The 26,283-nt window shown below is 65.5% G+C and carries 17 protein-coding genes and 2 pseudogenes; 6 read left to right on the plus strand and 13 right to left on the minus strand.

What is annotated here, in order from left to right; genetic code table 11:
- Positions 1-71 precede the first annotated feature (71 nt).
- From N1078_RS07910 to malE (N1078_RS07930), 5 genes are all read right to left on the minus strand, one after another.
- Positions 72-1,700: an alpha-glucosidase gene (locus N1078_RS07910; protein ID WP_274087654.1), complete on the minus strand. Its 1,629-nt coding sequence runs from the start codon at positions 1,698-1,700 to the stop codon at positions 72-74.
- Positions 1,701-1,957: 257 nt separating this feature from the next.
- Positions 1,958-4,702 carry an HTH-type transcriptional regulator MalT gene (gene malT / locus N1078_RS07915; RefSeq protein ID WP_274087655.1) on the minus strand — a complete coding sequence of 915 codons (2,745 nt, stop codon included), beginning with the start codon at positions 4,700-4,702 and terminating at the stop codon, positions 1,958-1,960.
- 278 nt (positions 4,703-4,980) lie between these two features.
- Positions 4,981-5,871 carry a maltose ABC transporter permease MalG gene (gene malG / locus N1078_RS07920; protein WP_274087656.1) on the minus strand — a complete coding sequence of 297 codons (891 nt, stop codon included), beginning with the start codon at positions 5,869-5,871 and terminating at the stop codon, positions 4,981-4,983.
- Between the two features lie 10 nt (positions 5,872-5,881).
- Positions 5,882-7,405, minus strand: a complete 1,524-nt coding sequence (gene malF, locus N1078_RS07925; RefSeq protein WP_274087657.1) for a maltose ABC transporter permease MalF — start codon at positions 7,403-7,405, stop codon at positions 5,882-5,884.
- 100 nt (positions 7,406-7,505) lie between these two features.
- Positions 7,506-8,693 (minus strand): maltose/maltodextrin ABC transporter substrate-binding protein MalE, encoded by a 1,188-nt coding sequence (gene malE, locus N1078_RS07930; RefSeq protein ID WP_274087658.1) that lies wholly within the window; start codon positions 8,691-8,693, stop codon positions 7,506-7,508.
- 255 nt (positions 8,694-8,948) lie between these two features.
- Here malE (N1078_RS07930) and N1078_RS07935 point away from each other — a divergent pair, with 255 nt between their 5' ends.
- Positions 8,949-11,009, plus strand: coding sequence for an alpha-amylase (locus N1078_RS07935; RefSeq protein ID WP_274087659.1), 2,061 nt, complete (start codon positions 8,949-8,951; stop codon positions 11,007-11,009).
- Positions 11,010-11,095: 86 nt separating this feature from the next.
- Positions 11,096-12,175 carry a hypothetical protein gene (locus N1078_RS07940; RefSeq protein ID WP_274087660.1) on the plus strand — a complete coding sequence of 360 codons (1,080 nt, stop codon included), beginning with the start codon at positions 11,096-11,098 and terminating at the stop codon, positions 12,173-12,175.
- Positions 12,176-12,570: 395 nt separating this feature from the next.
- Here N1078_RS07940 and N1078_RS07945 read toward each other — a convergent pair whose 3' ends face one another.
- The 4 genes and pseudogenes from N1078_RS07945 to N1078_RS07955 form a co-directional block, all read right to left on the minus strand.
- Positions 12,571-13,104: an REP-associated tyrosine transposase gene (locus N1078_RS07945; RefSeq protein ID WP_274087661.1), complete on the minus strand. Its 534-nt coding sequence runs from the start codon at positions 13,102-13,104 to the stop codon at positions 12,571-12,573.
- A gap of 143 nt (positions 13,105-13,247) precedes the next feature.
- Positions 13,248-13,763, minus strand: a pseudogene (locus N1078_RS19640) (methyl-accepting chemotaxis protein); the annotation flags it as partial.
- A gap of 339 nt (positions 13,764-14,102) precedes the next feature.
- Positions 14,103-15,287, minus strand: a pseudogene (locus tag N1078_RS19645) (HAMP domain-containing protein); the annotation flags it as partial.
- Between the two features lie 56 nt (positions 15,288-15,343).
- Positions 15,344-17,011 carry a glucan 1,4-alpha-maltotetraohydrolase domain-containing protein gene (locus N1078_RS07955; protein ID WP_274087663.1) on the minus strand — a complete coding sequence of 556 codons (1,668 nt, stop codon included), beginning with the start codon at positions 17,009-17,011 and terminating at the stop codon, positions 15,344-15,346.
- Positions 17,012-17,433: 422 nt separating this feature from the next.
- On the opposite strand from N1078_RS07955, the gene N1078_RS07960 reads away from it, so the two are divergent.
- From N1078_RS07960 to malE (N1078_RS07970), 3 genes are all read left to right on the plus strand, one after another.
- Entirely contained in the window at positions 17,434-18,708 is a 1,275-nt protein-coding gene (locus N1078_RS07960) for a maltoporin (protein ID WP_274087664.1), read from the plus strand.
- Positions 18,709-18,833: 125 nt separating this feature from the next.
- On the plus strand, positions 18,834-19,757 hold the full coding sequence (locus tag N1078_RS07965; RefSeq protein ID WP_274087665.1) for a MalM family protein: 924 nt from the start codon (positions 18,834-18,836) through the stop codon (positions 19,755-19,757).
- Positions 19,758-19,911: 154 nt separating this feature from the next.
- A complete protein-coding gene (gene malE / locus N1078_RS07970) occupies positions 19,912-21,144 on the plus strand; it encodes a maltose/maltodextrin ABC transporter substrate-binding protein MalE (protein WP_274087666.1) in 1,233 nt (410 codons plus the stop codon).
- A 259-nt stretch (positions 21,145-21,403) separates the two neighbouring features.
- Here malE (N1078_RS07970) and N1078_RS07975 read toward each other — a convergent pair whose 3' ends face one another.
- Genes N1078_RS07975 through zwf form a run of 4 tightly spaced genes read right to left on the minus strand, consistent with a single transcriptional unit; the run spans position 21,404 to position 25,127 of the window.
- Positions 21,404-22,252 carry an aldo/keto reductase gene (locus tag N1078_RS07975; RefSeq protein ID WP_274087667.1) on the minus strand — a complete coding sequence of 283 codons (849 nt, stop codon included), beginning with the start codon at positions 22,250-22,252 and terminating at the stop codon, positions 21,404-21,406.
- 8 nt (positions 22,253-22,260) lie between these two features.
- The gene (locus N1078_RS07980; protein WP_274087668.1) at positions 22,261-22,938 is read right to left on the minus strand and encodes a bifunctional 4-hydroxy-2-oxoglutarate aldolase/2-dehydro-3-deoxy-phosphogluconate aldolase; all 678 of its coding nucleotides are present in this window, start codon (positions 22,936-22,938) and stop codon (positions 22,261-22,263) included.
- 19 nt (positions 22,939-22,957) lie between these two features.
- Positions 22,958-23,671 carry a 6-phosphogluconolactonase gene (pgl, locus tag N1078_RS07985; protein WP_274087669.1) on the minus strand — a complete coding sequence of 238 codons (714 nt, stop codon included), beginning with the start codon at positions 23,669-23,671 and terminating at the stop codon, positions 22,958-22,960.
- Complete coding sequence (gene zwf / locus N1078_RS07990; RefSeq protein WP_274087670.1) at positions 23,658-25,127, minus strand: glucose-6-phosphate dehydrogenase; 1,470 nt, start codon at positions 25,125-25,127, stop codon at positions 23,658-23,660. Before zwf ends, pgl begins: the two co-directional genes overlap by 14 nt.
- Positions 25,128-25,308: 181 nt before the next feature.
- Between zwf and N1078_RS07995 the strand changes: the two genes are divergently transcribed.
- A complete protein-coding gene (locus N1078_RS07995) occupies positions 25,309-26,169 on the plus strand; it encodes a MurR/RpiR family transcriptional regulator (protein WP_274087690.1) in 861 nt (286 codons plus the stop codon).
- The last annotated feature ends 114 nt before the right edge of the window (positions 26,170-26,283 follow it).

Raw genomic sequence — 26,283 nt, forward strand, 5'->3', positions numbered from 1 at the left:
TTTCTCTCGAACAGGGCCTGGCGGAATAAATTCGGCCAGGCCAAAAAGCCTTCAGGAACCTGTAGGAGCCTTCAACCCAGCAGGCGGGCGAAACCGAAGCCGTGGGCCGGCAAGTTTACCCAGCTGCCGAGAAACTCGGCAGTGCTGGCCGGTACGCCATCCAGGGGCTCGACCATCAGCGGCAGGTCGTAGCGGCGCGGCGCGGCGCTCATATTGAACAGGCACAACCAGGCTTCGTCACCCAGGCGACGTTCGAACACCAGCAGCGCGTCGTCATGGTGGCGCATCTGGATATCGCCCTCGATCAGCAGCGGCTGCTGCTGACGCCAGGCGAGAAACTGCCGGTAGGTATTGAGCATCGACTGCCCATCCTGCTCCTGCACATCCACCGCCAGGGCTCGATGGCTCTCGGCCAGGGGCAACCAGGGCTGCTGCGCGGAGAAGCCGGCATAGTCACCTTCGCGGGTCCAGGGCATCGGCGTGCGGCAGCCGTCGCGGCCCTTGAAGTCCGGCCAGAAGCGGATGCCATAGGGGTCGACCAGATCCTCATAGGCCAGCTCGGCCTCGCCCAGGCCCAGTTCCTCGCCCTGATACAGGCAGACGCTGCCGCGCAGCGACAGCAGCAGGGCCATCAGCATGCGCGCGCGCGCTGGGCTTTCCTCACCGGCCAGTGCCCAGCGACTGATCACCCGCACCACGTCGTGATTACCCACCGACCAGCAGGGCCAGCCGTCGCCCAGCTCGCGCTCGATATTCTCCACCGTGTGGCGGATAAAAGCCGGGCTGCACTGGGCGGTGAGCAGGTCGAAGGAATAGGCCATGTGCAGGGTGTTGCCGCCGCCGGTGTAGGCGGCCATGGTGCGCAAGGAATTGTCGCAGCCGATTTCCGCCACCGTGGCGGTGCCCGGATAAGCCTCCATCAGCGCGCGCAGGCGGCGCAGGAAGGTGAGGTTTTCCGGCTGGGTCTTGTCGTACAGATGGCGCTGGTAGGCGTAGGGGTTGTCGGCGCGCACGCCGATGCCGCCTTCGCGGATATCCGGGTTGGGCGGATTGCTGCGCAGCTGCAGGTCGTGGAAGTAGAAGTTGGCCGCATCCAGACGGAAGCCGTCGACGCCCAGTTCCAGCCAGAAGCGCATATCGTCGAGCAACTGCTGCTGCACCGCCTCGCAGTGGAAGTTCAGGTCCGGCTGGCTTGCCAGGAAGTTGTGCAGGTAGTACTGCTTGCGCCGGCTGTCCCAGCTCCAGGCGGAACCGCCGAACACCGACAGCCAGTTGTTCGGCGGCGTGCCGTCCGGGTTGGGCTCGGCCCAGACGAACCAGTCGGCCTTGGCATTGTTGCAGCTGCTGCGACTCTCCTTGAACCACTCATGCTGATCCGAACAGTGGTTGAGCACCTGATCGATGATGATGCGGATGCCACGCTCGTGGGCGGCGGCCACCAGCGTCTGGAAGTCTTCCAGAGTGCCGAACAGTGGATCGACGCCGCGGTAGTCGCTGACGTCGTAGCCGAAATCCTTCATTGGTGAAGTGAAGAACGGCGACAACCAGATGGCATCGACATTCAGGCTGGCGATGTAGTCGAGCTTGTGCAGCACGCCTGGCAGATCGCCGATACCGTCGTCGTTGCTGTCGTAGAAACTGCGCGGGTAAACCTGATAGATGACGCCACCGCGCCACCAGTCCTTGCGGATAACAGCCATACATCAATGCCTTATATGTTCGTGATGACGGCTTCACTCTAGGCAAGCATGGCCGCCGTCACATCCTCCCCGCCGGGCTTTTCGCGGGCGTAGCTTGAGCCCGCCGAGGGGGAGGAGTTTTTGCCCCGTAGGGTGCGCTGTGCGCACCAATGACTGCGACACCACAACCCGGGCACGGCACAAAAAGAAGCGCCAACGCCAATCCCGATGGTGCGCACGGCGCACCCTACACAGCGGACCGAGTTGGGTACCCCGCCCTACTCGCCCTGAATCTTGCTCAACAAACTGCGCGCCAGCTGTACCGCCTCGCTGCGCTGGGTGATGGCGAGCTTCTGGTAGAGGCTGCGGATATGGGTCTTGATGGTGGTCGGGGCAACGTTAAGGTGCTCGGAGATCTGCTCGTTGGACAGCCCGGCGTGGATCAGGCTGAGCACCTGCCATTCGCGGCGGGTCAGCGGCGAATGGCGGATCAGCTCGGGTACGTCGGGGCGGTTGATGATGTCCTGGATCACCGCCTCGTCGAGGGTGATGCGGATCGCCCGGCTGAAGTCGCGCTGCTGCTGGGCCAGCTGGATCAGGCGGTCAGCGCGCTGGCTTTCCAGCTCGTCGAGCTGGCGTTCGTGCTGCAGGCCCTTGAGCATCGCAATCAGCGGTTTGCCGATGCGCAGGAAGCTGCCGATCGCCCCGGTGCTGCTGGCCAGGCTCAGGGCCTTGTGCAGGTGGTCAAGGGCCGCCTGGCGCTCCTCGCGTTGCCAGAACAGCTGGGCCTGGAGGATATGGTTGCGGTTCTGGTCCATCACCAACTGGTGGCGCTCGGCATCCACCTGCAACTGGCGCAGGATCGGCAGCGCGCGTTCGCTCTGGTTCAACGCCAGGTAGGCGCGCACATGGTTGCGCGCATTGCCCTGGGCGAAGTGGTTGGCCCCGGGTTTGAGCGGCGGCGCGGTGCTCAGCCACTGCTGGATGCTGTCCTTGTCCTGGGTCGAATCCCAGTAGGTGAGCATCACCACATGGGCATTGGCCAGCCAGTCGATATGGTAGTTATCGCCGGCCAGCAGGCTCTGGATCTTGCCGATATAGTCGGCGCACACGCTCTGCTGGCCGCGGGCGTGGGCGACCCGGGCGAGCAGTACATAGCACTGCAAAAACCAGTGATCGCCCACCGCATCGAGGATCTCCAGGCCCTGCAGGGCGCACTGCTCCACCGCATCCAGGTGGTGCCATTCGAGCAGCACCTGGCCACGCACGCGGTGGATAAATTCCATGATAGGGGTCACCGGCAGCTGTTCCTGCTCGATGTATTGCAGCGCCCGTTCCTGCAGGTTGTAGGCCTTCTGCAGATGGCCCTGGGCGACGGCGATCTCGGACAACTGGCCGAGGCTCCACAGCACCGGGTGGGTGGCATTGATCTGCTGGGCGCGGCGCACGGTTTCCTCGTGCTGCTGCTGGGCCTTGACCAGCTCGCCCTGGACGAAATGTACCTCGGCCAACACCGACATTGCCGCCACCCGCGAGGTGCGCATGGTCAGCGGCTCGAAGGCCAGGGCCTCGCGGGCGAAGGCCATGGCATGGTGCAGGTCGCCCTGATTGATCGCCACCTGGGCGCGCACCGCCTTGAAGTCTGCCTCGATGCGCTGCCACTGCTCGGGGCTGTACTGGCCTTTCTGCGCCGCTTCGCCGGCCTGCAGCCAGCGCTCGACCTGCTCGCTCTGGTACTGGTTCTGCGTGGCCCAGGCCTGCAACAGGGTGAACAGCGGCGACTCGGCGATGGCGCTTTCCGGCAACACCGCCAGGCAACGCTGCAGCAGAGCCAAACGGCCCTGGCGATAGAACTGGCGGCCATGCGCCTCGAGGATCTGCGTCACCCGTTGTGGATCGCCGGCGAGCACCGCGTGACGTGCCGCCTCCTCCGGCATCTGCTCTTCCAGCAGCGCCTCGGCCGCGCGCAGGTGCAGCTCGGCCACGCGTTGCGGCTGATGGGTGCTCAGCTCGTTCTGCAGAAAGCAGGCGAACAGCGGATGGTAGGCGAACCACTGGCGCAGGCCGTCGACGGGCTGGATAAACAGGCCGGCACGCTCCAGCGCTTCGAGCATCTCGCGGCCGTTGCAGCTTTCGGTCAGACGATCGGCCAGGGCCGCGCTGAAGCGTTCGAGCAGGCAGGTGGCCTGGAGGAACTCCTGGGTCGGCGCATCCAGGCCGTCGAGCACCTGTTCGCGCAGGTAATCGCGGATATAGGGGTGACCGAGCTGCAGGCTTTCGAGGAACAGGTCCATGCCACGCCCGGTCTGCACTTCCTGCTGGGCCAGCTGCAGGGCGCAGGGCCAGCCGCCGATACGCCGATTGAGGCGCTCGACCTGCTCGCGGTTGATGCTGATCGGCAGGCTCAATTCCAGCAGGGCCTGCACCTCGTCGTGCTCGAAGGCCAGCAGGCCGGCATCCAGTGCCAGCAGCTGGCGCTTGACCCGCAGTTCGGCCACGCCCAGATCCGGCAGGCCGCGACTGCACACCAGCAGGGTCAGCCAGTCGGGCATATTGCGCAGGAAGAAACGCAGCACGGCGATCAGCTCGCGGTTGTGCAGCACCTCAAACTCGTCGAGCACCAGCAGCAGCGGCGCATGTTCGGCCGGCAACTCGGCGAGCAGGCGGGTAAGCAGGCCGTCGAGGTCCTCCTCACCCCGCTCGGCGCGGGCCAAGCTTTGCCCACAACCGCCGTCGAGGCGGGCATGCAGGGCGTTGAGCAGGTAACGGCCGAACTGGCGCGGGTTGTTGTCCTTGTCATCCAGGTTGACCCAGACCACCGCACCGGCGAAGGCCGCCGCCCACTGGCCGGCCAGCACCGTCTTGCCGCAACCGCTGGGGGCCTGCAGCACGGCCAGGCGCGCCAGGGGCAGGCGCTGCAGCCATTCATCGAAACGCGGCCGGGCGAGCAGACCGGGATGCAGGGCCGGCGCACAGAGCTTGGCCGGAATCAGCGGCAGCGGCTGAGCTAATGCAGCATTCATACGATCACTCCCGTTAATTGTCTTTGTATCGGGTAGCAGCGAATCTTACGCAACTTGCAAGCTCAAGCCTGCGCTATAAACAGCAAAAAACGGCATGCCCCGATTGAGGCCATGCCGGTGGGAGGACCAACCCCGTACACATCGATAGATGCCGCGAGGCCACAACCCGTAGGGTGTGCCGTGCGCACCTATTAGAGCCGCGACACCACAATCCGGGCGCAAGCAGGGCCAGGGTGCCAATTCCAATGGTGCGCACGGCCTAGGCGGTCCCACACACCCTACCCTTTGACTCCGCCTGCGGTCAGGCCGCCGACTATCCACTTCTGGCAATAGAGGAACACCGCGGTGATCGGCAGGCCGGAGAGCACGGCGGCGGCGGCGAAGTCGCCCCACAGGTAGTTCTGCTCGTAGAGGTACTGCTGGGCACCGACCGACAGGGTCAGCTTGTCGACGTCCATCAGCAGCACCGAGGCAATCGGGTATTCGGTGATGCTGGTGATAAAGGCGAGGATAAACACCACGGCGAGGATCGGCACGCTCATCGGCAGGAGAATGTGCACGAAGGCCTGCCAGGTGGTGGCACCGTCGACGATGGCAGCCTCTTCCAGGGAGGCGTCGATGCTCTCGAAGTAGCCCTTGATGGTCCAGATATGCAGGGCCATGCCGCCGAGCGAAGCGACTATCACCGCGCCATGGCTGTTCACCCCGAGCCAGCCGGCGTGCTTGCCCAACTGGTCGAACAGCGCATAGATGGCCACCAGCGACAGCACCGGCGGAAACATCTGGAAGATCAGCATGCCCTTGAGGATCGGCCCCTTGCCGACGAAGCGCATGCGCGCAAAGGCGTAGGCGCTGGTGGTCGACAGCATAAGGATCAGCAGCGAGCTGATCAGGGCGATCTTCAGCGAGTTCCACAGCCAGGTCAGCACCGGGAACGGCGGATTGAGCACGGTGCCGTTGTCCAGGGTGTAGGGAATACCCAAGGCCAGCGACCAGTGTTCCAGGGTCGGGTTATCCGGCAGCAGGCTGCCGGTGGCGAAGTTGCCCTCGCGAAAGCTGATCGACACCACCATCAGCAGCGGAAAGACGATCAGGGCGATAAACCCGAGCAGCCCGGCATGGGTCAGCCAGAGGCGGTATTTCACGGATTGCGGTTGCACCATGGCCATGGCAGGGTCCTCAGACTTTGACTTTCGAGAGTTTCAGGTTGAGCCAGGCCATACCACCGACCACCAGGAAGATCAGGGTGGCGATGGCCGCCGCCAGGGCGAAGTTCTGCCCGGAATCCTGGAAGGCGATACGGTAGGTGTAGCTCACCAGCAGGTCGGTGGTGCCGGCCGGAGTGGTCGCGCCGATGATGTCCGGGCCGCCGCGGGTCAGCAGGGTAATCAGCACGAAATTGTTGAAGTTGAAGGCGAAGCTGGCGATCAGCAGCGGTGCCAGCGGTTTGATCAGCAGCGGTAGAGTGATCTTCAGCAGGTTATCCAGGGGCGTTGCGCCGTCCATCGCCGAGGCTTCGTAGAGGTCACGCGGGATCGCCTGCAACAGGCCCATGCTCAGCAGCAGCATGTAGGGATAACCCAGCCAGGTGTTGACGATCAGGATCATGCTGCGCGCCAGGGTCGGGTCGCTGAACCAGTCCGGACGCACGCCGAACAGGCTGTCGAGCAGCAGGTTGATCTCGCCGAAGTTCTGGTTGAACAGACCGCGGAATACCAGGATCGAGATAAATGCCGGCACCGCATAGGGCAGGATCAGCATGACCCGGTAGAACGCCTTGCCGCGAACCAGGTCCCACTGCAGCAGGCTGGCCAGAACCAGGCCCAGGGCCAGGGTGAAGAGCACGGTGAGGCCGGCGAAGGCCAGGGTCCAGACGAAGATTTCGAGGAAGGGATCGCGGATGCTCGGCTCGCTCAGCACCCGGGCGAAGTTGCTCCAGCCGGCATACACGGTAAAACCGGGGGCCACTTTGTTGCCGTGGCTGTCGATATAGAAGCCGCTGCCCTGATCGGCCTCCAGGCGCTCACTGCTGCGGGTATTGAGCAGGTCGCCATTGTCCAGCAAACGGTACAGCGGCTTGACCGCCGCCACCTCGCGCAGACCATAGAGGCGCAGCAACTCGCCCTCGCTACCGCGCAGCACCCACTGTTCCAGTTCGCCGCGGCGCTGGATCACTTCGCGCAGCGGCAGGGCTTCGGCCAGGCTCACGGCGCTGTCCGGCAACAGCTGCAGCGGCTCGCTGACAAGCGGATTGCCCTGCAGCGGCGGCGAAACGAATACGCCCTGCTCGCCCTTGTCCACCCGCAGGCGCAGCGCGCCGTCATCATCCGCGTGCAGGCTGAAAGCGTAGCGCTCACCGGCCACATAGGTCTGATTGAGGTGATAACGCTGCACCTGCTCGAAACTCAGCAGGTTGGTCGCGCTGTAGTTGGTAAAGCCGATACCTACCGTGTACAGCAGCGGGAAGATCACGAACACCAGCATGCCCGCCACCGCCGGGTAGATATAACGGTGGGCATAGGCCTTCTTGCTGATAAACACGTAACTGGCGATACCAGTGACCACTAACCCGAGCAGGGCGAAAGCAACCTGCTGCTGGGCGTAGAGCGCCACCACGAGGTACAGCGCCAGGGCATTGAACAGACCCCAGACAGACCAGCGCAGAGGCTGGCGCAGGTACGCAAAAGCGGATGTTCGGGTCATGGCAGGACGGACCGGAGCAATTGAAAATTCCAGGGCTGACATCTTGTTATAACCTCAAGCAAGGCGGCCACCGACGCCAAGCGTCGGCAACCGCCGGTTGTCACTTGGCGATACGCTTGGCAGCGTCATCCAGCGCAGCGTCCACGGTCTGGCGACCGGAGGTGATATTGGTCAGCGCCGGGGCCATGGCCGACCAGAAGCTGCCCATTTCCGGGACATTGGGCATCGGCCGGCCCATGGCGGCGTTGTCGAAGGTGGCCTTGATCAACGGGTCGTTGGCCAGCTCGGCCATATAGACCTTGTTCGGCACAGCGCCCAGGGGCACATCGGCATTCACCATCTTCAGGCCTTCGACCTGCAGCAGGTAGCTTTCGAGGAACTCCACGGCCAGGGCCTGGTTGGGGCTGGCGGCGTTCAGGGTCGCGGCCATTACTCCGGTGAACGGCCGGCTGGCGGCCTCGCCCACTGCCGGGATCGGCGCGACGCCGAACTCGATGCCGCTCTTCTGGATGTTCGACCAGGCCCAAGGCCCGCTGATAAACATCGCCGACTCACCCTTGTTGAAAGCCGCCTCGGCTGCGCTGTAATCCGCACCCTTGGGCATCACCCCGGCATCGATCAGCGCCTTGAGGGTGGCCGCGCCCTGCTTCGCTCCGGCGCTGTTGACCCCGGTCTTGCTGACGTCGTAACCGCCGTCAACTTCGGCGAAGGCATAACCGCCGTTGGCGGCCAGCAGCGGCCAGGTGAAGTAGGTGTTGTTGTAGTCCCAGAGGATCGCGCGCTTGCCGTCTTTGGCCAGCTCGACGTTGAGCGCCAGCACTTCATCGAAGTTTTGCGGCGGGGTCGGCACCAGCGCCTTGTTGTAGATCAGGCCGGTGGCTTCCACGGCCATGGGGTAGCCCCACAGTTTGCCCTGGTAGGTCACCGCGTCCCAGGCGAAATCCTCGATGGCCTCCTTGCTCTTGGCGCTCGGATTGATCGGCGAGATCAGCCCGCTCTGTGCCCATTCGCCGAGGCGGTCGTGGGCCCAGATAAAGATGTCCGGGCCGTTGCCGGTGGCGGCGGCCTGCTGGAACTTGTCGGTGGCGCTGTCGGGGTGCGCCACTTCGACCTTGATCCCGGTGTCGGCGGTGAATTTCTCGCCAACTTGAGCCAGGCCCTTGTAACCCTTGTCGCCGTTGATCCAGATAACCAGCTTGCCTTCTTCGATGGCCGCCTGGGCCGATAGCGGTAGGCCCAGGGTGCTGGCCAGACTGATGGCGACTGCAGTAAGTAACTTCTTGTTCATGGGTGAGAGTCCTCGTGGCTTCTTATTGTTGATCCACAACCGCTGCAGGCCGGTGGGTGGTCGCGCAGCCCTTGCATCCTCGGGCAGAAAAACAGGCGCCACATCCTCCCCCGATGCAGCTCGCGAGGGCGTAGAGATGGGGGCGTAGTCTGCCAGCCGCGGGCGAAAAAAAGTATGCGCACCGGCCCTTTCCACGCCTGCCGCAGGTGGCAAAAACCGACTTCAATGGCGGCTCAACCGTACCGGGAGAAGTCCATGCGCCGCTCGTCACCGCTGCTCGCCAGCCTGCTTATCGCCCTACTCAGCCCGCTCGCCCTGGCGGCCCCGCAGTTGCAGGCCTGGCTCGACCAACAGCCCCTGCAGTTACGCTGGCAAAGCGAAGCCGGGCAGCGTTACAGCAGCGAACTGGCGTTGCAGCCCGGTCTGTTGAGCCTGCACGGCCCCACCGCGACACAGCCGGCGCAAAGCCTGCTGCCCTACCAGCGCCATGCCTGGCAGGCCGACAGCCACCTGAGCATGCAGGTGCCGACAGCCGGACGCTATCGCCTGCTGTTCCAGGACGGCGACGACGCCCACCTGCGCCTGCTGCCGATCAAAGCGCCCCCCGTCAGCCAGGTCGCCTGTACAGCCTGGCAGGGTCAGGCCCTAAGCGTCGACGTCAGCCGGGTATTCGCCGATGGACAGCCAGTGCGCGATGCCTATAGCGGGCAACTGGCAACAGTCGAGAATGGCCAGGTGCGGATGACCCCGGCTCCCCAGAGCGGCGGCCTGCTGTTGCTCGAAGCCGCCGCGGCGCAGGCCCAGCCGGCCCACGACTGGCGCAACGCCACGGTGTATTTCGCCCTTACCGACCGCTTCGCCAATGGCGACCCGAGCAACGACCACAGCTACGGTCGCCAGCCCGACGGCGAGCAGGAGATCGGCACCTTCCACGGCGGCGACCTCAAGGGCCTGACCGGCCAGCTCGACTACTTGCAGCAGCTTGGGATCAGTGCCCTGTGGATCAGCGCGCCCATTGAACAGATTCATGGCTGGGTCGGCGGCGGCGACCAGGGCGACTTTCGTCACTACGCCTACCACGGCTACTACGCCCTGGATTTCACCCGCCTGGACGCCAATATGGGCAGCGAGAACGACCTGCGCGAACTGATCGCCCAGGCCCACGCCCGCGGCATCCGCGTGCTGTTCGACGTGGTGCTCAACCACCCCGGCTACTCGACCCTGGCCGATATGCAGGAACTCGGCTTCGGCGGCTTGCGCGACGGCATGGCTCAGTACCTGCCGCAGCGCTGGAGCGACTGGCAGCCAGAGAGCTACGAGAATCTGCACGCCTACCACAACCTGCTCGACTACCAGCACCCGGACTGGAAGCAATGGTGGGGCAAGGACTGGCTGCGCGCCGGCATCGCCGACTACGATCAGCCGCCCAGCGTGCTGGTCGACCCGCTCAAGGGCCTGCTGGCGTTTCTTCCCGACTTCAAGACCGAGAGCGAACAGGCCGTGGCGCTGCCGCCCTTTCTGCTGCGCAAGGCCGATACCCGCGCGGTGCCGCGCGAGGGCTATCGGGTGCGCGACTACCTGGTGGAATGGCTGACGTTCTGGGTGCGCGAGTTCGGCGTCGACGGTTTCCGCGCCGACACCGTCAAGCATGTCGAGCTGGACACCTGGGCGGCGCTGCGCCGGGCGGCCGATCAGGCCCGTGCCGAGTGGTCGGCCGCCAACCCCCTTGATCCCATGAGCGGCAGCCCGTTCTGGATGGTCGGTGAAGTGTTTGGCCACGGCCCCCAGGCCAACGTCTACCAGGACAACGGCTTCGACGCCCTGATCAACTTCGCCTTCCAGGGCGAGCTGGCGGCCAAGGCCAGCGACTGCCTGAGCCAGGCCGATAGCGGCTACGGCGAATATGCCGGGCTGCTGCAGAGCAACCCCGGGCACAACTTTATGAGCTACGCCTCGTCCCACGACACCTCGCTGTTCTTCGCCGAACAGAACAACGACCTGAAGCGCCAACAGGGTCTGGCCGCGGCCCTGCTGCTCAGCCCCGGCGCGGTGCAGATCTACTACGGCGACGAAAGCGCCCGCCCCCTCGGCCCCAGTGGCTCCGACCCGTACCAGGGCACCCGCTCGTCGATGAACTGGGCGACGCACCAGCAGCCACCCATCGCCGCCCTGCTCGAGCACTGGCGCATCCTCGGCCAGTTCCGCGCGCGCCATCCGGCCATCGGGGGCGGCAGCCATCAACGCTTGTCCAGCCAGCCCTACACCTTCGCCCGCCGCCTCGGCGACGACAAGGTGGTGATAGTTCAAGGCCCGTGATGCGCCACAGCAACCTTCACCAACGCCAACGCCAACGCCAACCCCGTAGGGTGCGCCGTGCGCACCACTTTCTACGCGGTATTACCATGACCCCGGAACAACAACGCCAACAAACCCAACTGACCTTCGCCGCCAGCGGCTCGGACATCCAGGTCGGCCAAGCCGCCGACTGCCCGCTGCCCATCGAACAACTGCTGGCCACCGAGGCCACCAGCCCCTGGGTACGTCGCCACTTCGCCAGCGGCCTGACCGCCGAGGTCTACCAGATCGAGGCCGACGGCAAGCTCTGGACCCTCAAGCGCGCGCGGGCGCAGTGCAAGGTGCAGAACCTCAACGGCCAGACCTCCTTTCTCAACGAGGTGCAGCGCCGCGCCGAGCTGCAGGCCTTGAAACAGCAACCGGCCTGGGCTGCGGCCCTGAGCGGAATAGTCGCCACCCAGTACGCCAGCTACCGCCAGGGCCTGCTGCTGTCGCCCTGGATCGCTGGCGAGGCCGTACAGGAATGGGACGAACGTCGCCTGCTGCAGCTGTTCGCCAGCCTCTCGGCGCTGCTGCAACTGGGCTTCTTCGACTGGGACCTGTGCCCGGGCAACCTGCTCGACGACGGCCAGATCCGCCTGTTCGACTTCGGCTATATGTACCGCTTCGATCCCTTGCGCGCCTGCAACAGCAACGGCCTGCTGACCCCGCAGTGCCACGCCGCCGAACGCTTCGAAACCCGCAGCTACTACGCCTACCTGCTCGACCTGGAACAGCGCCAGGGCAGCGCCGCCGCCCTTAGCGCCCTGGAGCTGGAAAAACGCATCGCCCTGGAGTGCTACCAGCACCTGCGCCAGACCCTGGCTCAGCGCGGAGCGAGCAGCGACGTACTGGCCTGGCTGGATGGCATTATCGGCGACTGGCAACAGGCCCTGCGCCACGACCTCGCCCGCCTCTACCTGCGCGAAGCCTGGCGCTCGCACTGGAGCGACCTGGACGACGACCTGCAGGGACAGACCTGCACCCCCCTGACCCTGCAACGCCTGGATTGGCTGACGGAATGCCTGGACGCACAGGCTACGGACTTGCAACGCCTGAACCTGCTGCAAGACAGACCCGTGGCTGCCTGGCGACAACAACTCGAACAGGCCAGGGAGCAGGCTATGGCCTGGCAGGTCAGCGGTTAACCCCGGTGCGCGCGGCGCACCCTACGGGACTATCTAAACCCCGGCACGATGCCGCACTCGTAGGGTGCGCCGTGCGCACCGCGGCTTACGCGGTTATTCGCCATATGCATCTCCATCCAACGACAACCGCCTGGCCGGCCACTCGCCTGACAGATCGGTATTTAACCCCGATGCGCGCAGCCTAGGTGGCCCCGCACTCCCTACGGGACCGCTACCACCCGCACGATGCCCACTCGTAGGGTGCGCCGTGCGCACCGCGGCTTACGCGGTTCTTCACCACCTGCATCTCCATCCAACGACAACCGCCTGGCCGGCCACTCGCCTGACAGATCGGCGTTTAACCCCGGTGCGCGCAGCGCACCCTACAGAAGCGTCGCGCCCCGCGCCTTGCGCGGTCACTCGCCGAACGTGCCCTCTGCTTCCCCGGCACCGCCCCAATCCGCCGGGTATATGCCTTCGCGCACCAGGCGGTGGTAGCTGGACCAGGGCCAGTCGGCCACCCGCTCGACCAGACCATGGCGCACCGGGTTCCAGTGCAGATAGTCCAGGTGGCGGCGGTAATCCTCTTCATCGCGAATACGGTGTTCCCAGAAGCGCCGCTGCCACAGCCCGGACTCGCGGCGCAGGCAACGGCTCAGGCTGATCGCCCCCGGCGTGCGGGGGAGCGCCTGGCTAGTCAGGCGCTTGATCAGCGACCAGCGCAGGCCGAAGTCGGCATCGCCCGCGGGCAACTGCCACAGGCAATGCAGGTGATCGGGCAATAACACCCAACCCGCAATGGTGAAGGGATAACGCTGACGCACCTGGACGATGGCCAGGCGCAGAGCTTCACGCAACCTCGGTTGGGTCAGCAGCGGCCGGCGCTGCTCGGTCACTAGGGTAAAGAAATAGCAGGCACCCGCATCCTGGGCGCGGCGATAGTCGGACATTCCCTGTCTCCTGACGCTGATTGCCTGTACAGGATAGCCGCTGGTGCGCGCAGCCTAGGCGGCCCCGCACCCCCTACGGGACAACTGGCCCCCGGCACGATGTTGCCTTCGCAGGGTGCGCCGTGCGCACCGGGCGTCGCACCTCAGGTCAGGTAGCGGCCACACAGTGCCTGCTGTTCGGCGACCATCGCGGCCTGGCGCATGCTGGTTTCGCTGATGCCGACGAGGCGCTGCATATTGCATTCGGCCACCGTGTGAATGGCATGCATGCTGCGCGTCACCTCCTCGGCCGCCTGTTGCTGCTGGGCGGTGGCCTGGCTGATCTGCCGCGACATGCCGGCGATATGGCCGACCTGTTCGCGGATCTGCTGCATCACCCCATCGGCCTGACCGACCTGGGCAAGGTTGGCCTGCATGCGCTGGCGGCTCAGCTCCACCGACTGCACCGCCAGCTGGATGCCCTGGACCAGACGCTCGATACGCGACTGGATCTCCCCGGTCGAGCTGGCCGTGCGCAGTGCCAGGTTGCGCACCTCGTCGGCGACCACGGCAAAGCCACGGCCCTGTTCGCCGGCGCGGGCGGCCTCGATCGCGGCGTTCAGGGCGAGCAGGTTGGTCTGCTCGGCGATGCCGCGAATCACCTCGAGGATCTGCCCGATCTGGGCACTGAAGGCCTCGACCTTGGCGATTTCGTCCACGCTGCCCTGCAGCTGCTCGGCCAGTTCGCGGGTGCTGCCGATGGTGCCGGTCATGATGCGGCTGCCGTCGCTCACCCGATCCTCAACGCTGCCGACCCGCGCGGCCGTGTCCTCGGCATGCCGGGCGACCTCGGCGAAGCTCGACTCCAGCTGGGTCAGGCTGGTCGCCAGCGCACCGATGCTCGAACGCTGCTGTTCCAGGCCCTGGCGCGCCTCGGCGCAGGAGCCGGTATTGCTGCGGGCGATGGCGTCCTGTTCGTTGGCAGCACAGCCCAGCCGGGCCAGGGCATCGCGCAGGTTGCCGGCGACCCGGTTGACGTCCGCCGCGACCCGGCCGAATTCATCTGCGCGGCGGTAATCGCACTGGCCGCGCAGGTCACCCTCGGCCAGCTGGTTCAACGCACCGGAGACCGCACCCAGAGCCCGGCGCATGGTGCGGCTGAGCCACACGCCCATGCCCAGGGCGATGCCGAGCGACAGCGCGGCCAGCCACAACAGGCGGTCGAAACCGCTGCGGTAGGTCGCCCGCGCCTGCTCGAGCTGGGCCTGGGCGTCCCGCTCGCCCGCCTCGATCAGCCGCTCGACCTGCTCACCCATCTGCCCCTGCAAGCCCTGCAGCAGGCCCTTGCGCTCGAGGTTGCGCTGCTTGTCGGCGAGCCAGCCGGCGTACTGGGCCAGGGTGCCCTGGCCGTCGAGGAGGATGTTGCGCTCGATCTCGGCAAATTCGCCCAGGTAGGTGTGGGCGTAGTCGGTGCGGCTGTCCTGGTGCGGCTTGAGGTCGTCGAGCACGTTGGCCAACTTCTTGTGCAGATTCGGCAGGCGCTCCCGGACCTTGACCTCGGCCTGCGCCAGGCGCTGCGCCGATGCGCTGCCGACGGCATCGAAGACCAGCGCCTCGACCTGTTCCAGGGGAATGATGAACTGCTTGAGCGAGTAGGCGACGTAGTCGTCCTTGGTGTCGGCCTGCACCCTGAGCAGATCCTGCTTGAAGCGCGACAGCTGCAGCTGCAGGTCGCGCAGCGCCACCGCAGTCTTGTCGACCCGCTCCAGCAACTGGCGCTGCGCCTGCAGCAGCGCCTGGCTCTGCGCATCCAGCTGCGGCAGCAGCTGCACCAGCAGCGCCAGGGCCAGCTGGTGCGGGCTGCCGTCACTGTCGTGCATGCGTTCGAGGCGCGTGGCGACCTGCTCGGCGCGCTGCCGGTGCTCGGCGGCGAACGCATCGAGATCCTCGGCGCGCTCCGCGCCCAGGGCATTGGAAATATTCTGGGTCAGACCCTGCAGGGCGCTGAAAAAGTTCTGACTGGCCTGCAGCCGCGCAGCGGTGTGCGCGAGGCGCTCACTGTTGCCCTGCAGGTCGGCGATGGCGGCCAGGCTGCTGCCGCCCAACAACACCAGCAACAGCGCCAGTGCCGCGATAAGTAGATAGAGCCGGGACAGGAAGCCGAACTCGAGCGCGGCGAACCTGTTGGTAATGGAGGACAACATCCTTCTCTCCAATCGATAAGGCCGGGCCGGCGGGTTGCCCCGGCGGCCCGGCAGGCTCAGAAGCTGCCCGAGGTGCTGGCTCCAGCGCTGACGGTCAGGCTGTTGTTGGCACCGGCTTGCCAGGTCTTGACCTGGGTCGGGTTGCTTTCATTGCGGATGATGCACTTCCACTCCACCTGTTGCTGGGCCGGCAGGCTGATGCTGCCCTTCCAGGTCGGGTAGGCGCTGGTATCGGTCAGGCGCACGGCCGCTGCCGCGCTCCAGTTGCCCAGCTGGCTGACATTGCCCACCGCGTAGACGCTGTCGCCCCATTGGGTGATGCCGTTGTCGCAGCGAAAATTCACGCTGACCAGATCGCCACCGCCATCGCCAGCGCTGTCCGTGCGCCAGATACGCACCTGCCCATTGTCGCTGGTCAGCGCCTGGGTGAAGTTGCCGCTGGCCACCTGACCGGGGGAACCCAGGTTCGAATCCAGGGCGATCAGCAACTGCTGATCGCTGCCGCTGACGGTCGCCACCAGGCCGCTGAAACCCGTGTGGAACTCGATCGCCGAGTCGGCCTTGATCCCCGCCGTACGGCGGATCTGGATCAGCTGGCGGATAAAGTCTCCGTAGCCCCAGTCGTACATGTGCGACCAGTAGACCACCGGCGTGCCGGGGCTGGAGAGGATATAGGCATAGGCCCGCTTGAGCAGGTGATCGGGCAACGGCCAGTGGTGCTGCCCGCCGTTCTGGCCAGGCGAATACCCTGTGTCATGGTTGTCGACAAAGGTCACCGCCACCTCGCGCCAGCGCGGGTCGGGGTTGCCGTTCAGGCCATTGCGCCAGTCGCTGACGCTGCCGTTCTGCATGCGCTCCTTGAGGGCGAAGTCGAAGATGGTGCACTGGGCCCGGTCCGACCAGTCCTTGAGGATCTGCTGCCAGCTCGCGCCGTTGCGCCAGTCCCAGCTCGGGTATTCGCCCGGGGCCTTCCACAGCTCGCCGACGCAGAAGCCGTCGTCGTGGGCCTGGTCCATCCAGCTGTCGACCCGCTCGCCGGCGTAGCCACGGACGAAATCGAAACGAAAGCCACCGGCACCGTACTGGTTGCGCAGGTTGGCGAATTCGTCGCGGAACATCGCGTAGTTCTGCGGGTGGGCAGTATTGAGGTCGGCGTCGCCGCCCATAAAGCGGTCGCCATCATCGCAGTCGTTGGCATAGTTGCCCGGGTCACTGCAATCGTGACGCCACAGGCCCTGGCCGGCCGGCAGATTGATTTCCTTGTGCGGATAGCCGCGGTTCATGTGGTTGGGCACCACATCGTAGATCGGCTTGACCCCGGCCCCGTTCAGCGCGCTGGCGGCCTGCTTGAGCTGGCTGTCGCTGCCGTAGCGACCGTTCTTGTTGAAGTCGTGCCAGAAGTAGCCCTCGCCGCCGCCCGAGGTGCCGTTGCTGGAATCGCTCCAGCTGGAGAAGTCGCGCCAGGGTACCGGCATCCAGATGGCGCTGAAGCCGTCCGCGGCGATGCTCGGAGCCATGCTGGCGAGGGTGCTGTACCAGGTGTTGGGGGCAGTGCGCACGACGTTCCAGTGAAAGCCTTGCAGGATGATTTCGTCGCCGCCGTGGTAGCGCACGCCATTGGGCGATTTGCCCGCGGCTTCGGCCGCCTCGAGCAGGCTGCCGTAGGGGTACGCCAGGGGCGTCAATGCCAGGACCAGCCCGGCAAGTCGCAGGTATCGTTTCATCGTAGAGCTCCATTTTGTTGTTGTAGAGAGCATCCGACTACAGGGGATGTGTTGCGCGGGCGGACGCCTGGGTCCACTCAGCCGCGCCAGCTTGGCGCTGCACGCGCCAGCGCCATACCTCCCCTGGGTACTTTTCTTGCGGCGTAGCTGGCAGGCGTAGCCGCCACCTCCCCCTACCTGCCTGCGCGGCGCTACGCCCCGGACACTCAGCCTTGAAAAAAATGGCCGGGGAGGATGTGGCGTGAGGGGCGATCCATGACGCTTAACCCAGCCGCCGCCCTTGGTACCTCCTTGGTGCGGTCGAGCCTGCGGGGCAAGTGTCGGCACGCCAACGAGGACACCCTCCCCGCCGGCAAATGTCCGAACGGGCAGTGCGCAAGGCTCCGGCAGCCCTGAATCCAAAAACAAAAAAAGGCCCCACGATGAACAAGATCCAACCTGCACAGCTGTTTCGTCCCAGCGCCCTGCTCGCCGCCATGCTGCTGGCCAGCCCGGTCCTGGCCGTGGACTTCCATGGCTACCTGCGTTCCGGCATCGGCGCGACAGCCGGCGGCGGCGACCAGGCCTGCTTCCAGGCGGCCGGCGCGGCGGCCAAGTACCGCCTGGGCAACGAATGCGAAACCTACGCCGAGATCGGCCTGGGCAAGGAAGTGTGGAAGGAAGGCGAGCAGAGCTTCTACGTCGACAGCATGATTGCCTACAAGTCCGACCAGGCCAACGACTGGGAAGCAACCGACAGCGACAGCAACCCCTACGCCAATGGCACCAGCTCGATCCGCCAGTTCAATGTGCAGGCCAAGAACTTCCTCCCCGACACCCTGCCCGGTGCCACCCTGTGGGCCGGCAAGCGCTACTACAAGCGCCATGACGTGCATATCAACGACTACTACTACTGGGACGTTTCCGGGCCGGGTGCCGGCATCGAGGACATCGACCTGGGCTTCGCCAAGGCCCACGTGGCCTGGATGCGCAACACCGATGGCGACTGGACCTATAACGGCGCGGGCACCGGCACCAACGTGGCCAACGACACCCTGGATTTTCGTCTCAACGACATCGAGTTCAATACCGACGGCAAGCTGGAGTTCGGTTACAACTACGGCAAGGCCAACCTCTCCGATATCCAGGAAAAAGATCCCGGCTATAGCGACCAGAAAGGCCACCTGGTCACCGTCGAGCATGTCCAGGGCAACTGGTTCGGCGGCTACAACAAGCTGGCCCTGCAGTACGGCACCGACGGCATTATCGGCAGCACCGGGCGCAACACCACCGGTAACAGCAACGGCAGCATGGTCCGCCTGGTCAACCAGGGCGTGGTCAGCCTGAGCGACAACATCGAAATGATGTATGTGCAGATCCACGAAGACAAAGATTTCGACAACGACTCCGGTCAGGCCTGGACCTCCTTCGGCGTGCGCCCGGTGTACAAGTGGAACGACACCATGAGCACCGCCCTGGAGTTCGGCTACGACTACGTCGACCCCCAGGCCGATGGCGAAAAATCCCGCGACCTGAAGAAGATCACCCTGGCCCAGCAATGGTCCGCCGGCCGCAGCTTCTGGGCCCGTCCGCAAATCCGCGTCTTCGCCACCTACGCCATGTGGGACGGCGGCCGCTACAACGCCGCCAGCGAATCCATCGAGCCGGGCGACGACAACGGCCTGACCTTTGGCGTACAGGCCGAAGCCTGGTGGTAAGCGAATCGGGGCCCGTTGCATCCGGGCCCTGAACGAAGTTGTAACGCTGCTCCTGTGGTTATTTGCCCCGGACCTGCAACAGGCCGGGGCCCTTTTACAGGCGTGAACAATAAGAGGAATAACACATGCCGCACTATCGACTCACCGGCCTTGCCCTGCTCGGCCTGCTGCTGACCGGCTGCGCGGGCGAACCGCTGCGCCGCTTCGACGCACTGACCCAGACACCCGCCCCGCTGCAGACTTCCCAGCAGGGCGGCCAGCACGCGCTGGCCGCTGCCAAACCTTGCTGCAGCAGCCTGCAACAACTGCCCTATATGCCGATCCCGGCCAACTTCTCCGGCGACGTGGTCATCGACCCCAGCGCCCCGGCTTTCGAGTTCCAGAGCGGCAAAAGCTTTCTGCGCGCCTTCGCCCTGCCGAGCAACAGCCGCTCGTTCGAAATCCGCCTGTACAGCCAGGCCGGCAACACCGTGCTGGCTCCCAGCGCCATGCTGCTCGACAGCCAGTTCCGCCTGACCCGTCTGCTCGGCAGTGAGGATTTCGTCTACGAACCGGCCGCCGGTCTCAAGGGCGACAGCCTGGATGCGCGCCTGCGTATCGACCGCCTCTATCACGACAACCCCGGCAACGAGCAGTACCTGATCCTGTTCACCAGCGAGCGCCAGCTGGCCGGCCAGACCGTCCTGCAACACCCGGCCAAGGCCCATGCCAAGGCCCACGGCAACGAGCCGCCAAATATTCCCGATCCCGTCGCCCGGCATGCCCCGGTGGGGGTGATCAAGATGGTGCTGATCGAGGACGGCAGCGCCAGCCAGCAGGCCAACAGCTATGTGCCGCCGCGCAGCATCGGCATGGAAATGGGCAATCGCCTGCCCACCACCCCAGTGCCGGCCGTGCTGCCGGAGACCCAGGCCTACTACCGCCAGGGCATCGACGCCGCCCTGGCCGGCCAGGACCTGGAACGCGCCCTGCGCCTGGCCGATGAAGCCGCCCGGGTCGGCGACGACAGCGCCAAGGCCTACCTGCTCGAGCGTATCCAGATCAAGTGAAGCCAATCCCTCCAGGGATATTTTCGGGCGGCCTCAGGCCGCCTTTTTTTCGCCTGCCATCCCTGGCGGCCACCCTGCTAACCGCCGCTAGGCGACGTTGAAAATCTTTCACCTGCCACACGAGGCACCCCATCCCCCACACGAGACCCTCAGGATGAAAACAACAATAATCCTCGCACTCCTGCTGCTTATGCCCGTCCTGCTCCCCAGCGTCCATGGCTTCGAGAAAGGCACGCTGACCATCTGGATCAACCCGGACAAGGGTCACGACGGCCTGCGCCAGGTCGGCGAACGTTTCACCCGCGACACCGGCATGCCGGTCAAGGTGCTGGCCCCGGAGGACCTGGCCAGCCGCTTCGATCGCCTCGGGGCCACCGCCCAGGGACCGGACATCGTGATTTTCGCCCATGACCGCTTCGGCTCCTGGATCAACGCCGGCCTGTTGCAGCCCCTCGTCCCCACTGCCGCCGCCCTGCAGCGGGCACCGACCTTTGCCTGGGAGGCGCTGCGGGTGGGTGCCGACTTTTATGGTTACCCCTTGGCCGTCGAGACCATCAGCCTGATCTACAACCAGCAACTGGTCACGCAGCCGCCACGCGACCTGGAACAACTGGCCGCCCTGGATCGCCAGCTACGCGCCCAAGGCAAGCGCGCCATCGCCTGGGACTACCGCAATCTGTATTTCTCCTGGCCCTTTATCAACGCCGGCGGTGCCTACAGTATCGGCAAGCACGGCGGCCTCTACGACCTCGGCGACCTGGGCATCGCCGGCCCCGCGGCGATTGCCGGGGTGCAGAGCATCAAAGCCCTGCTCGACAGCGGCGTGCTGGCGCACGACAGCGACTACGGCTCGATGATGGAAGACTTCAAGCGCGGCGAGGTGGCGATGATCGTCAACGGCCCCTGGGCCTGGAACGAGTTGCGCGATGCCAGGATCCCCATCGCCCTGGCCGCGGTGCCCGGCCCCAGCGCCGAGCAACCGGGACGGCCCTTTATCGGCGTGCAGGCCGCCGCCCTGAACCGCCACAGCCGGCACAAGGCGCAGGCCCAGCGCTTTATCGAGGACTACCTGAGCAGCGCCGAGGGGCTGCGTACGATCGACGCGGACAAACCCCTGGGCGCACCGGCCAACCTCGAGCTGATGGCGCAGATGCAGGACGACCCGCTGATCGCCGCCACCTACCAGGCCGCCGAGCGCGGCGAGATCATGCCGGACATCCCGGAGATGAAACGCTTCTGGAGTCTGTTCGAGGCGCGCCTGGAACCCATGCTGCTGGGGCAACGGCCAATCCCCGAGACCCTCGCGGAAATCGCCCGGAGGCTGCACGCCGCCGGGCGCATGCAAGGCCAACGCCGCCTGCACTACCCATCCGCGGACGGTTCCTGAGGTAAGAGGGGGTTGAAAGCGGTGGCAGGGACTTCAATGGCGCGAGGCGAAAGCCCGTTCAGCCATAAGAAACCCGCCACCCGCGGTGCGCACGGCGCACCCTACAGATATCGGCTGCCGGCAGGGCTTGCCCCTCACCCCGCCCCTCTCCCCCTGAGGGGCGAGGGAGTTGAATATGCCTTGCAGCCGAAGGTGCGCGCGGCGATCCGCCGTTTGTAGGGTGCGCTGCGCGCACCGGGGGTAACGATGGAGAGGCGACTCAGGGAGCCTTGATGCCCCGTGCGGCTTCGGCCAGGTAGAACCAGGTCGGCGCATCCAGTTGCAGCTCGCTGCCGGCCAGCGCTTCGTCGATACGCGCCTGGCGCAGGCTGCCGAGAATCGGTAGCGGATTGCCGGGCAAGCGGCGCAACCAGGCCAGGGCGACCTGGGTCGGGGTCGCCTGCAGGGCCGTGGCGACTTCGCCCAGGGCCTGCTGCAAGGCCGGTGGAAACTGCCCGCCAGCCAGCGGCGACCAGGCCAACACCTGCAGCCCGGCGGCCTGCATGGCCTGCAACTGACCACCCCAGGCCGGCTGCTGGGCCAGCAGCGACAGCTCGATCTGGTTGCAGCGCAGCGGCAGTTCCCTGGCCAGCACCTGCCAGTGCAGAGGCTCGGCATTGGACAGGCCGATCCAGCCCACCTTGCCGCTGGCCAGCATGGCCTGCAGCGCGCGGGTCACCTCCTCGACCTGCAACAGCGGGTCGGGGCGGTGCAGCAGAAAGCCGTCCAGGCGCTCGACGCCCAGGCGCGCCAACGAGGACTCCAGGGCCTGATTGAGGTAGCTCGCGGCGCTGTTGTAGTGCTTGACCCGCCAGCGCGACAGGTCCAGGGACGACGGAACTATATCGGCCTTGCTGATCAGTTCGAGGTCCTGACGCAGCTGCGGGCGCAGCCTCAGGGCCGCGCCGAAGCGCGCCTCGCACTCGCCCAGGCCGTAGATATTGGCGTGGTCGAAGCCGTTCAGGCCACGCTCCACGCAGCGCTCGATAAACCCCAGCAAGGCCTGGGGCGCGGCCAGCTCGGGGTAGTCGAGCAGGCGCATCATGCCCAGCAGCAGGGGTTGCCGCATTGCCTGGGTCACAGGCTTTCGAGCAGCTGCAGAGCCTCGCTGCTGCATTGCTGAATCCGCGCCCAGTCGCCGTTCTTGACCCACTCGCTGTCGAACATCCAGGTGCCGCCGACGCACATCACGTTGGCCAGGGCCATATAGCGCTGCACGTTGTCCGGGTTGATACCGCCAGTGGGGCAGAATTTCAACTCGGCAAACGGACCGCCCAAGGCCTTGAGCGCCGCGGTGCCACCGCAGACTTCCGCGGGGAACAGCTTGAAGCGGCGGTAGCCGAGGGCATAGCCGAGCATGATATCGGAGGCGCTGCTGACACCGGGCAACAGCGGTACCGGGCTTTCCAGGCTGGCCTCGAGCAATTGCCGGGTCGAGCCCGGAGTGACGATAAACTGCGCACCGGCCTCGAGCGCCGCATCCAGCATCGACAGATCCAGCACAGTGCCGGCACCGACGCACAGCTCGGGGCGCTGCTCGCGCAGCAGACGAATGGCGTTGAGGCCGTGGGCCGAGCGCAGGGTCACTTCCAGCACCGTCAGGCCACCGGCAGCCAGGGCATCGGCCAGCGGCAGGATATCCGCCTCGCGGGCGATGGTGATCACCGGCATGATCCGCGCACGGGCGCAGATGCTGTCGATCTGGGCGATCTTCTCGGCCATGCGGGCCTGCGGGGTATTTTCGTTGTGGGTCATATCGGCTGGTCCTTCGGCCCTAGGGGCACCAGTAAATCTCAAGGGGGGAATGCAGCAAGGCGCGGATCGGCATATCTGCCACGTCGCCGCCGGCCAGGGCCGCACGCAGCGTGGCCAGCTTGTCCGGGCCCTGAATCGCCAGCAGCGGCAGACGCGCCGCCGCCAGCAGCGGTAGGGTCAGGCTCAGGCGCTGGGCCGGCGCACTGGGGGCCTGCATCGGCAACACCCGGCGCGGGCAATCGGCCTGCAGGGCCAGGTCCAGATTGGGGCTGGCCGGGAACAGCGAGGCGGTATGGCCGTCGTCGCCCATGCCCAGCACCAGCACATCGATCGGCGGCAAATCGGCCAGGGCCTGATCGGCCAGCTCGGCGGCCTGCTCCAGGCTGGCCGCTACCTGGTACAGGCTGAGAAAACGTGCCTCGGCGGCCGCGCCACGGAGCAGATGACGGCGCACCAGCGCCTCATTGCTGCTGGCGTGATTGACCGGCACCCAGCGTTCGTCCGCCAGGCTGATCAGCACCCGCTGCCAGTGCAGCGGCTGTTGTGCCAGGGCCTCGAAAAAGGCAATCGGGCTGCGCCCGCCGGACACCACCAGGGTCGCCTGACCGCGGCTTTCAATGGCTACTCGCAGCGCCTCGGCCACGGCCACGGCCTGCGCCTCGGCCAGGGCCTGGGGGTCGGTGTGACTGTGAGCAAGCACGCCCGGTGGCAGTTCGAGCTCAGAGATCGCCATACCAGCTCCTACCGTCGCGGGTGATCAGGGCAATCGAGCCCATGGGCCCCCAGGTACCAGCGGCATAGGGTTTCGGCGCATCGCCCAGGCGCTTCCAGCCGGCGATCAGCTGATCGCACCACAGCCAGGCGTGTTCGATTTCATCCTTGCGCACAAACAGGTTCTGGTTGCCGCGCATCACTTCCAGCAGCAGCCGCTCGTAGGCATCGGGCACCCGCGCGCTGCGGTAGGTATCGGAGAAATTCAGTTGCAGCGGACCGCTGCGCAGCTGCATGCCCTTGTCCAGGCCCTGATCCTTGGTCATCACCTGCAGGGCGATGCCTTCGTCCGGTTGCAGGCGGATGATCAGCTTGTTGCCGATCAGCTGGCGCTGCTCCGGGTCGAAGATATAGTGCGGCGGCGCTTTGAAATGGATAACGATCTGCGACATCTTTTCCGCCATGCGCTTGCCGGTGCGCAGGTAGAACGGCACGCCGGCCCAGCGCCAGTTGCGGATATCGGCACGCAAGGCGACGAAGGTTTCGGTGTCGCTGCGGGTGTTGGAATTTTCTTCTTCCAGATAGCCCGGCACCGCCTTGCCATCGCTGCTGCCGGCCACATACTGGCCGCGCACCACCTGTTGGCTGAGTTGCTCGCCAGTGATCGGGGCCAGGGCCTTGAGCACCTTGACCTTCTCGTCGCGAATGCTGTCGGCGGACAGGTCGCTGGGCGGGTCCATGGCGATCAGGCAGAGCAGTTGCAGCAGGTGATTCTGGATCATGTCACGCAGCTGTCCGGCCTGGTCGAAGTAACCCCAGCGGCCCTCGATACCGACCTTCTCCGCCACGGTGATTTCCACGTGGGAGATATGGTTCTGGTTCCACTGGGTTTCGAACAGGCTGTTGGCGAAACGCAGGGCGATCAGGTTCTGCACCGTCTCCTTGCCCAGGTAATGGTCGATGCGATAGATGCGGGTTTCCGGGAAATACTGCGCGACCGCATCGTTGACCGCCCGCGAGGACTCCAGGTCATGACCGATGGGCTTTTCCAGCACGGCGCGGGTGCGCTCGGCCAGGCCGACCGCCGCCAGGTTGGCGCAGATGCCGCCGTAAACCGAGGCCGGGGTGGCGAAATAGGCGATCAGACGCTCGCGGTTGCCGACCTGTTCGGCCAGCAGCAGGTAGTCATCGGCCTCGAGAAAATCCATGCTCAGGTAGCTCAGGCGCGCCTGGAAGCGTTGCAGCACGGCGGCGTCCACCTCGGCGGCCGGCACGTGGCGGCGCAGATGCTGCTCGATCTGCTGCAGATACTGCTGCGCATCGCCGGCGTCGCGGGCCAGGGCGAGAATCTGCGTATCGGCGTGCAGCAGCCCGGCCCGATCCAGCTGATAGAGCGCCGGAAACAACTTGCGCAGGGCCAGGTCGCCGAGCGCACCGAATAAGGCAAAAGTACAGGATTCAACGATTATCGAAGGCATGATGTTTGTTCTTTTATCAAGTTAAGCTAGAAATACCCGGTTGCAACGGATTAATCAAGGTTGAATGTAGTAATAAAAACAACATTTTCACAAAATCCACTTTGCAGTGGTCGTCACCTGGCCCCATCAGTACGATAGGCCAGCAAATTCAGTGCAGGTTTAAGGAATCAACATGGATCGCGTGCGCAATCTACTGGAGCAGATCCAGGGCCGACTCGACAGCCTGAACAAGGCCGAACGCAAGGTCGCCGAGGTGATCCTGCTCAACCCGCAGCAGGCCACCCGCCTGAGCATTGCCGCGCTGGCCCAGGCCGCCCTGGTCAGCGAACCCACGGTCAACCGCTTCTGCCGCTCCTTCGGCGTCAGCGGTTACCCGGAACTGAAGATGCAACTGGCGCAGAGCCTGGCCAGCGGCGCGGCCTATGTCAGCCGCGCAGTGGAAGCCGACGACGCCCCGGAAGCCTATACCCGCAAGATATTCGGCAGCGCCATCGCCTCCCTGGACAGCGCCTGCCAGACCATCGACCCGCAGCTGATCAGCCGCGCCGTCGACCTGCTGATCCAGGCCCGGCAGATCCACTTCTTCGGCCTCGGTGCCTCGGCATCGGTGGCCCTGGATGCGCAGCACAAGTTCTTCCGCTTCAACCTCGCGGTCACCGCCCATTCCGACGTGCTGATGCAGCGCATGCTGGCCTCGGTGGCGCACACCGGCGATCTGTTCGTGATCATCTCCTACACCGGACGCACCCGCGAGCTGGTGGAAGTGGCGCGCCTGGCCCGGGAGAACGGCGCATCGGTACTCGGCCTGACGGCCGCCGGCTCACCCCTGGCCCAGGCCAGCACCCTGAGCCTGGACATCCCGCTACCCGAGGACACCGACATCTATATGCCGATGACCTCGCGGATCATCCAGCTCACCGTGCTCGACGTACTGGCCACCGGCATGACCCTGCGCCGCGGCGTGGACTTCCAGCCACACCTGCGCAAGATCAAGGAAAGCCTTAACGCCAGCCGTTATCCGGCCGACGAAGAGCCGATCTGAGCGCCCCGCACGCCAACGACAACCGACCTACCTGGTGCGCACAGCGCACCCTACAGGCCGACTCGCGCCTCACCCGTAGGGTGCGCCGTGCGCACCACCGACACCAGGCCGCCT

It is taken from the genome of Pseudomonas sp. MIL19 (genome assembly GCF_028680365.1).
In the GTDB taxonomy this organism is placed as follows: Bacteria; Pseudomonadota; Gammaproteobacteria; order Pseudomonadales; family Pseudomonadaceae; genus Aquipseudomonas; species Aquipseudomonas spirodelae.

What these genes read in the sequence shown, in the direction of transcription:
- N1078_RS07910 (WP_274087654.1), bottom strand. Translation starts at nt 1,700, where the DNA reads ATGGCTGTTATCCGCAAGGACTGGTGGCGCGGTGGCGTCATCTATCAG.
- malT (WP_274087655.1), bottom strand. Translation starts at nt 4,702, where the DNA reads ATGAATGCTGCATTAGCTCAGCCGCTGCCGCTGATTCCGGCCAAGCTC.
- malG (WP_274087656.1), bottom strand. Translation starts at nt 5,871, where the DNA reads ATGGCCATGGTGCAACCGCAATCCGTGAAATACCGCCTCTGGCTGACC.
- malF (WP_274087657.1), bottom strand. Translation starts at nt 7,405, where the DNA reads ATGACCCGAACATCCGCTTTTGCGTACCTGCGCCAGCCTCTGCGCTGG.
- malE (WP_274087658.1), bottom strand. Translation starts at nt 8,693, where the DNA reads ATGAACAAGAAGTTACTTACTGCAGTCGCCATCAGTCTGGCCAGCACC.
- N1078_RS07935 (WP_274087659.1), top strand. Translation starts at nt 8,949, where the DNA reads ATGCGCCGCTCGTCACCGCTGCTCGCCAGCCTGCTTATCGCCCTACTC.
- N1078_RS07940 (WP_274087660.1), top strand. Translation starts at nt 11,096, where the DNA reads ATGACCCCGGAACAACAACGCCAACAAACCCAACTGACCTTCGCCGCC.
- N1078_RS07945 (WP_274087661.1), bottom strand. Translation starts at nt 13,104, where the DNA reads ATGTCCGACTATCGCCGCGCCCAGGATGCGGGTGCCTGCTATTTCTTT.
- N1078_RS07955 (WP_274087663.1), bottom strand. Translation starts at nt 17,011, where the DNA reads ATGAAACGATACCTGCGACTTGCCGGGCTGGTCCTGGCATTGACGCCC.
- N1078_RS07960 (WP_274087664.1), top strand. Translation starts at nt 17,434, where the DNA reads ATGAACAAGATCCAACCTGCACAGCTGTTTCGTCCCAGCGCCCTGCTC.
- N1078_RS07965 (WP_274087665.1), top strand. Translation starts at nt 18,834, where the DNA reads ATGCCGCACTATCGACTCACCGGCCTTGCCCTGCTCGGCCTGCTGCTG.
- malE (WP_274087666.1), top strand. Translation starts at nt 19,912, where the DNA reads ATGAAAACAACAATAATCCTCGCACTCCTGCTGCTTATGCCCGTCCTG.
- N1078_RS07975 (WP_274087667.1), bottom strand. Translation starts at nt 22,252, where the DNA reads ATGCGGCAACCCCTGCTGCTGGGCATGATGCGCCTGCTCGACTACCCC.
- N1078_RS07980 (WP_274087668.1), bottom strand. Translation starts at nt 22,938, where the DNA reads ATGACCCACAACGAAAATACCCCGCAGGCCCGCATGGCCGAGAAGATC.
- pgl (WP_274087669.1), bottom strand. Translation starts at nt 23,671, where the DNA reads ATGGCGATCTCTGAGCTCGAACTGCCACCGGGCGTGCTTGCTCACAGT.
- zwf (WP_274087670.1), bottom strand. Translation starts at nt 25,127, where the DNA reads ATGCCTTCGATAATCGTTGAATCCTGTACTTTTGCCTTATTCGGTGCG.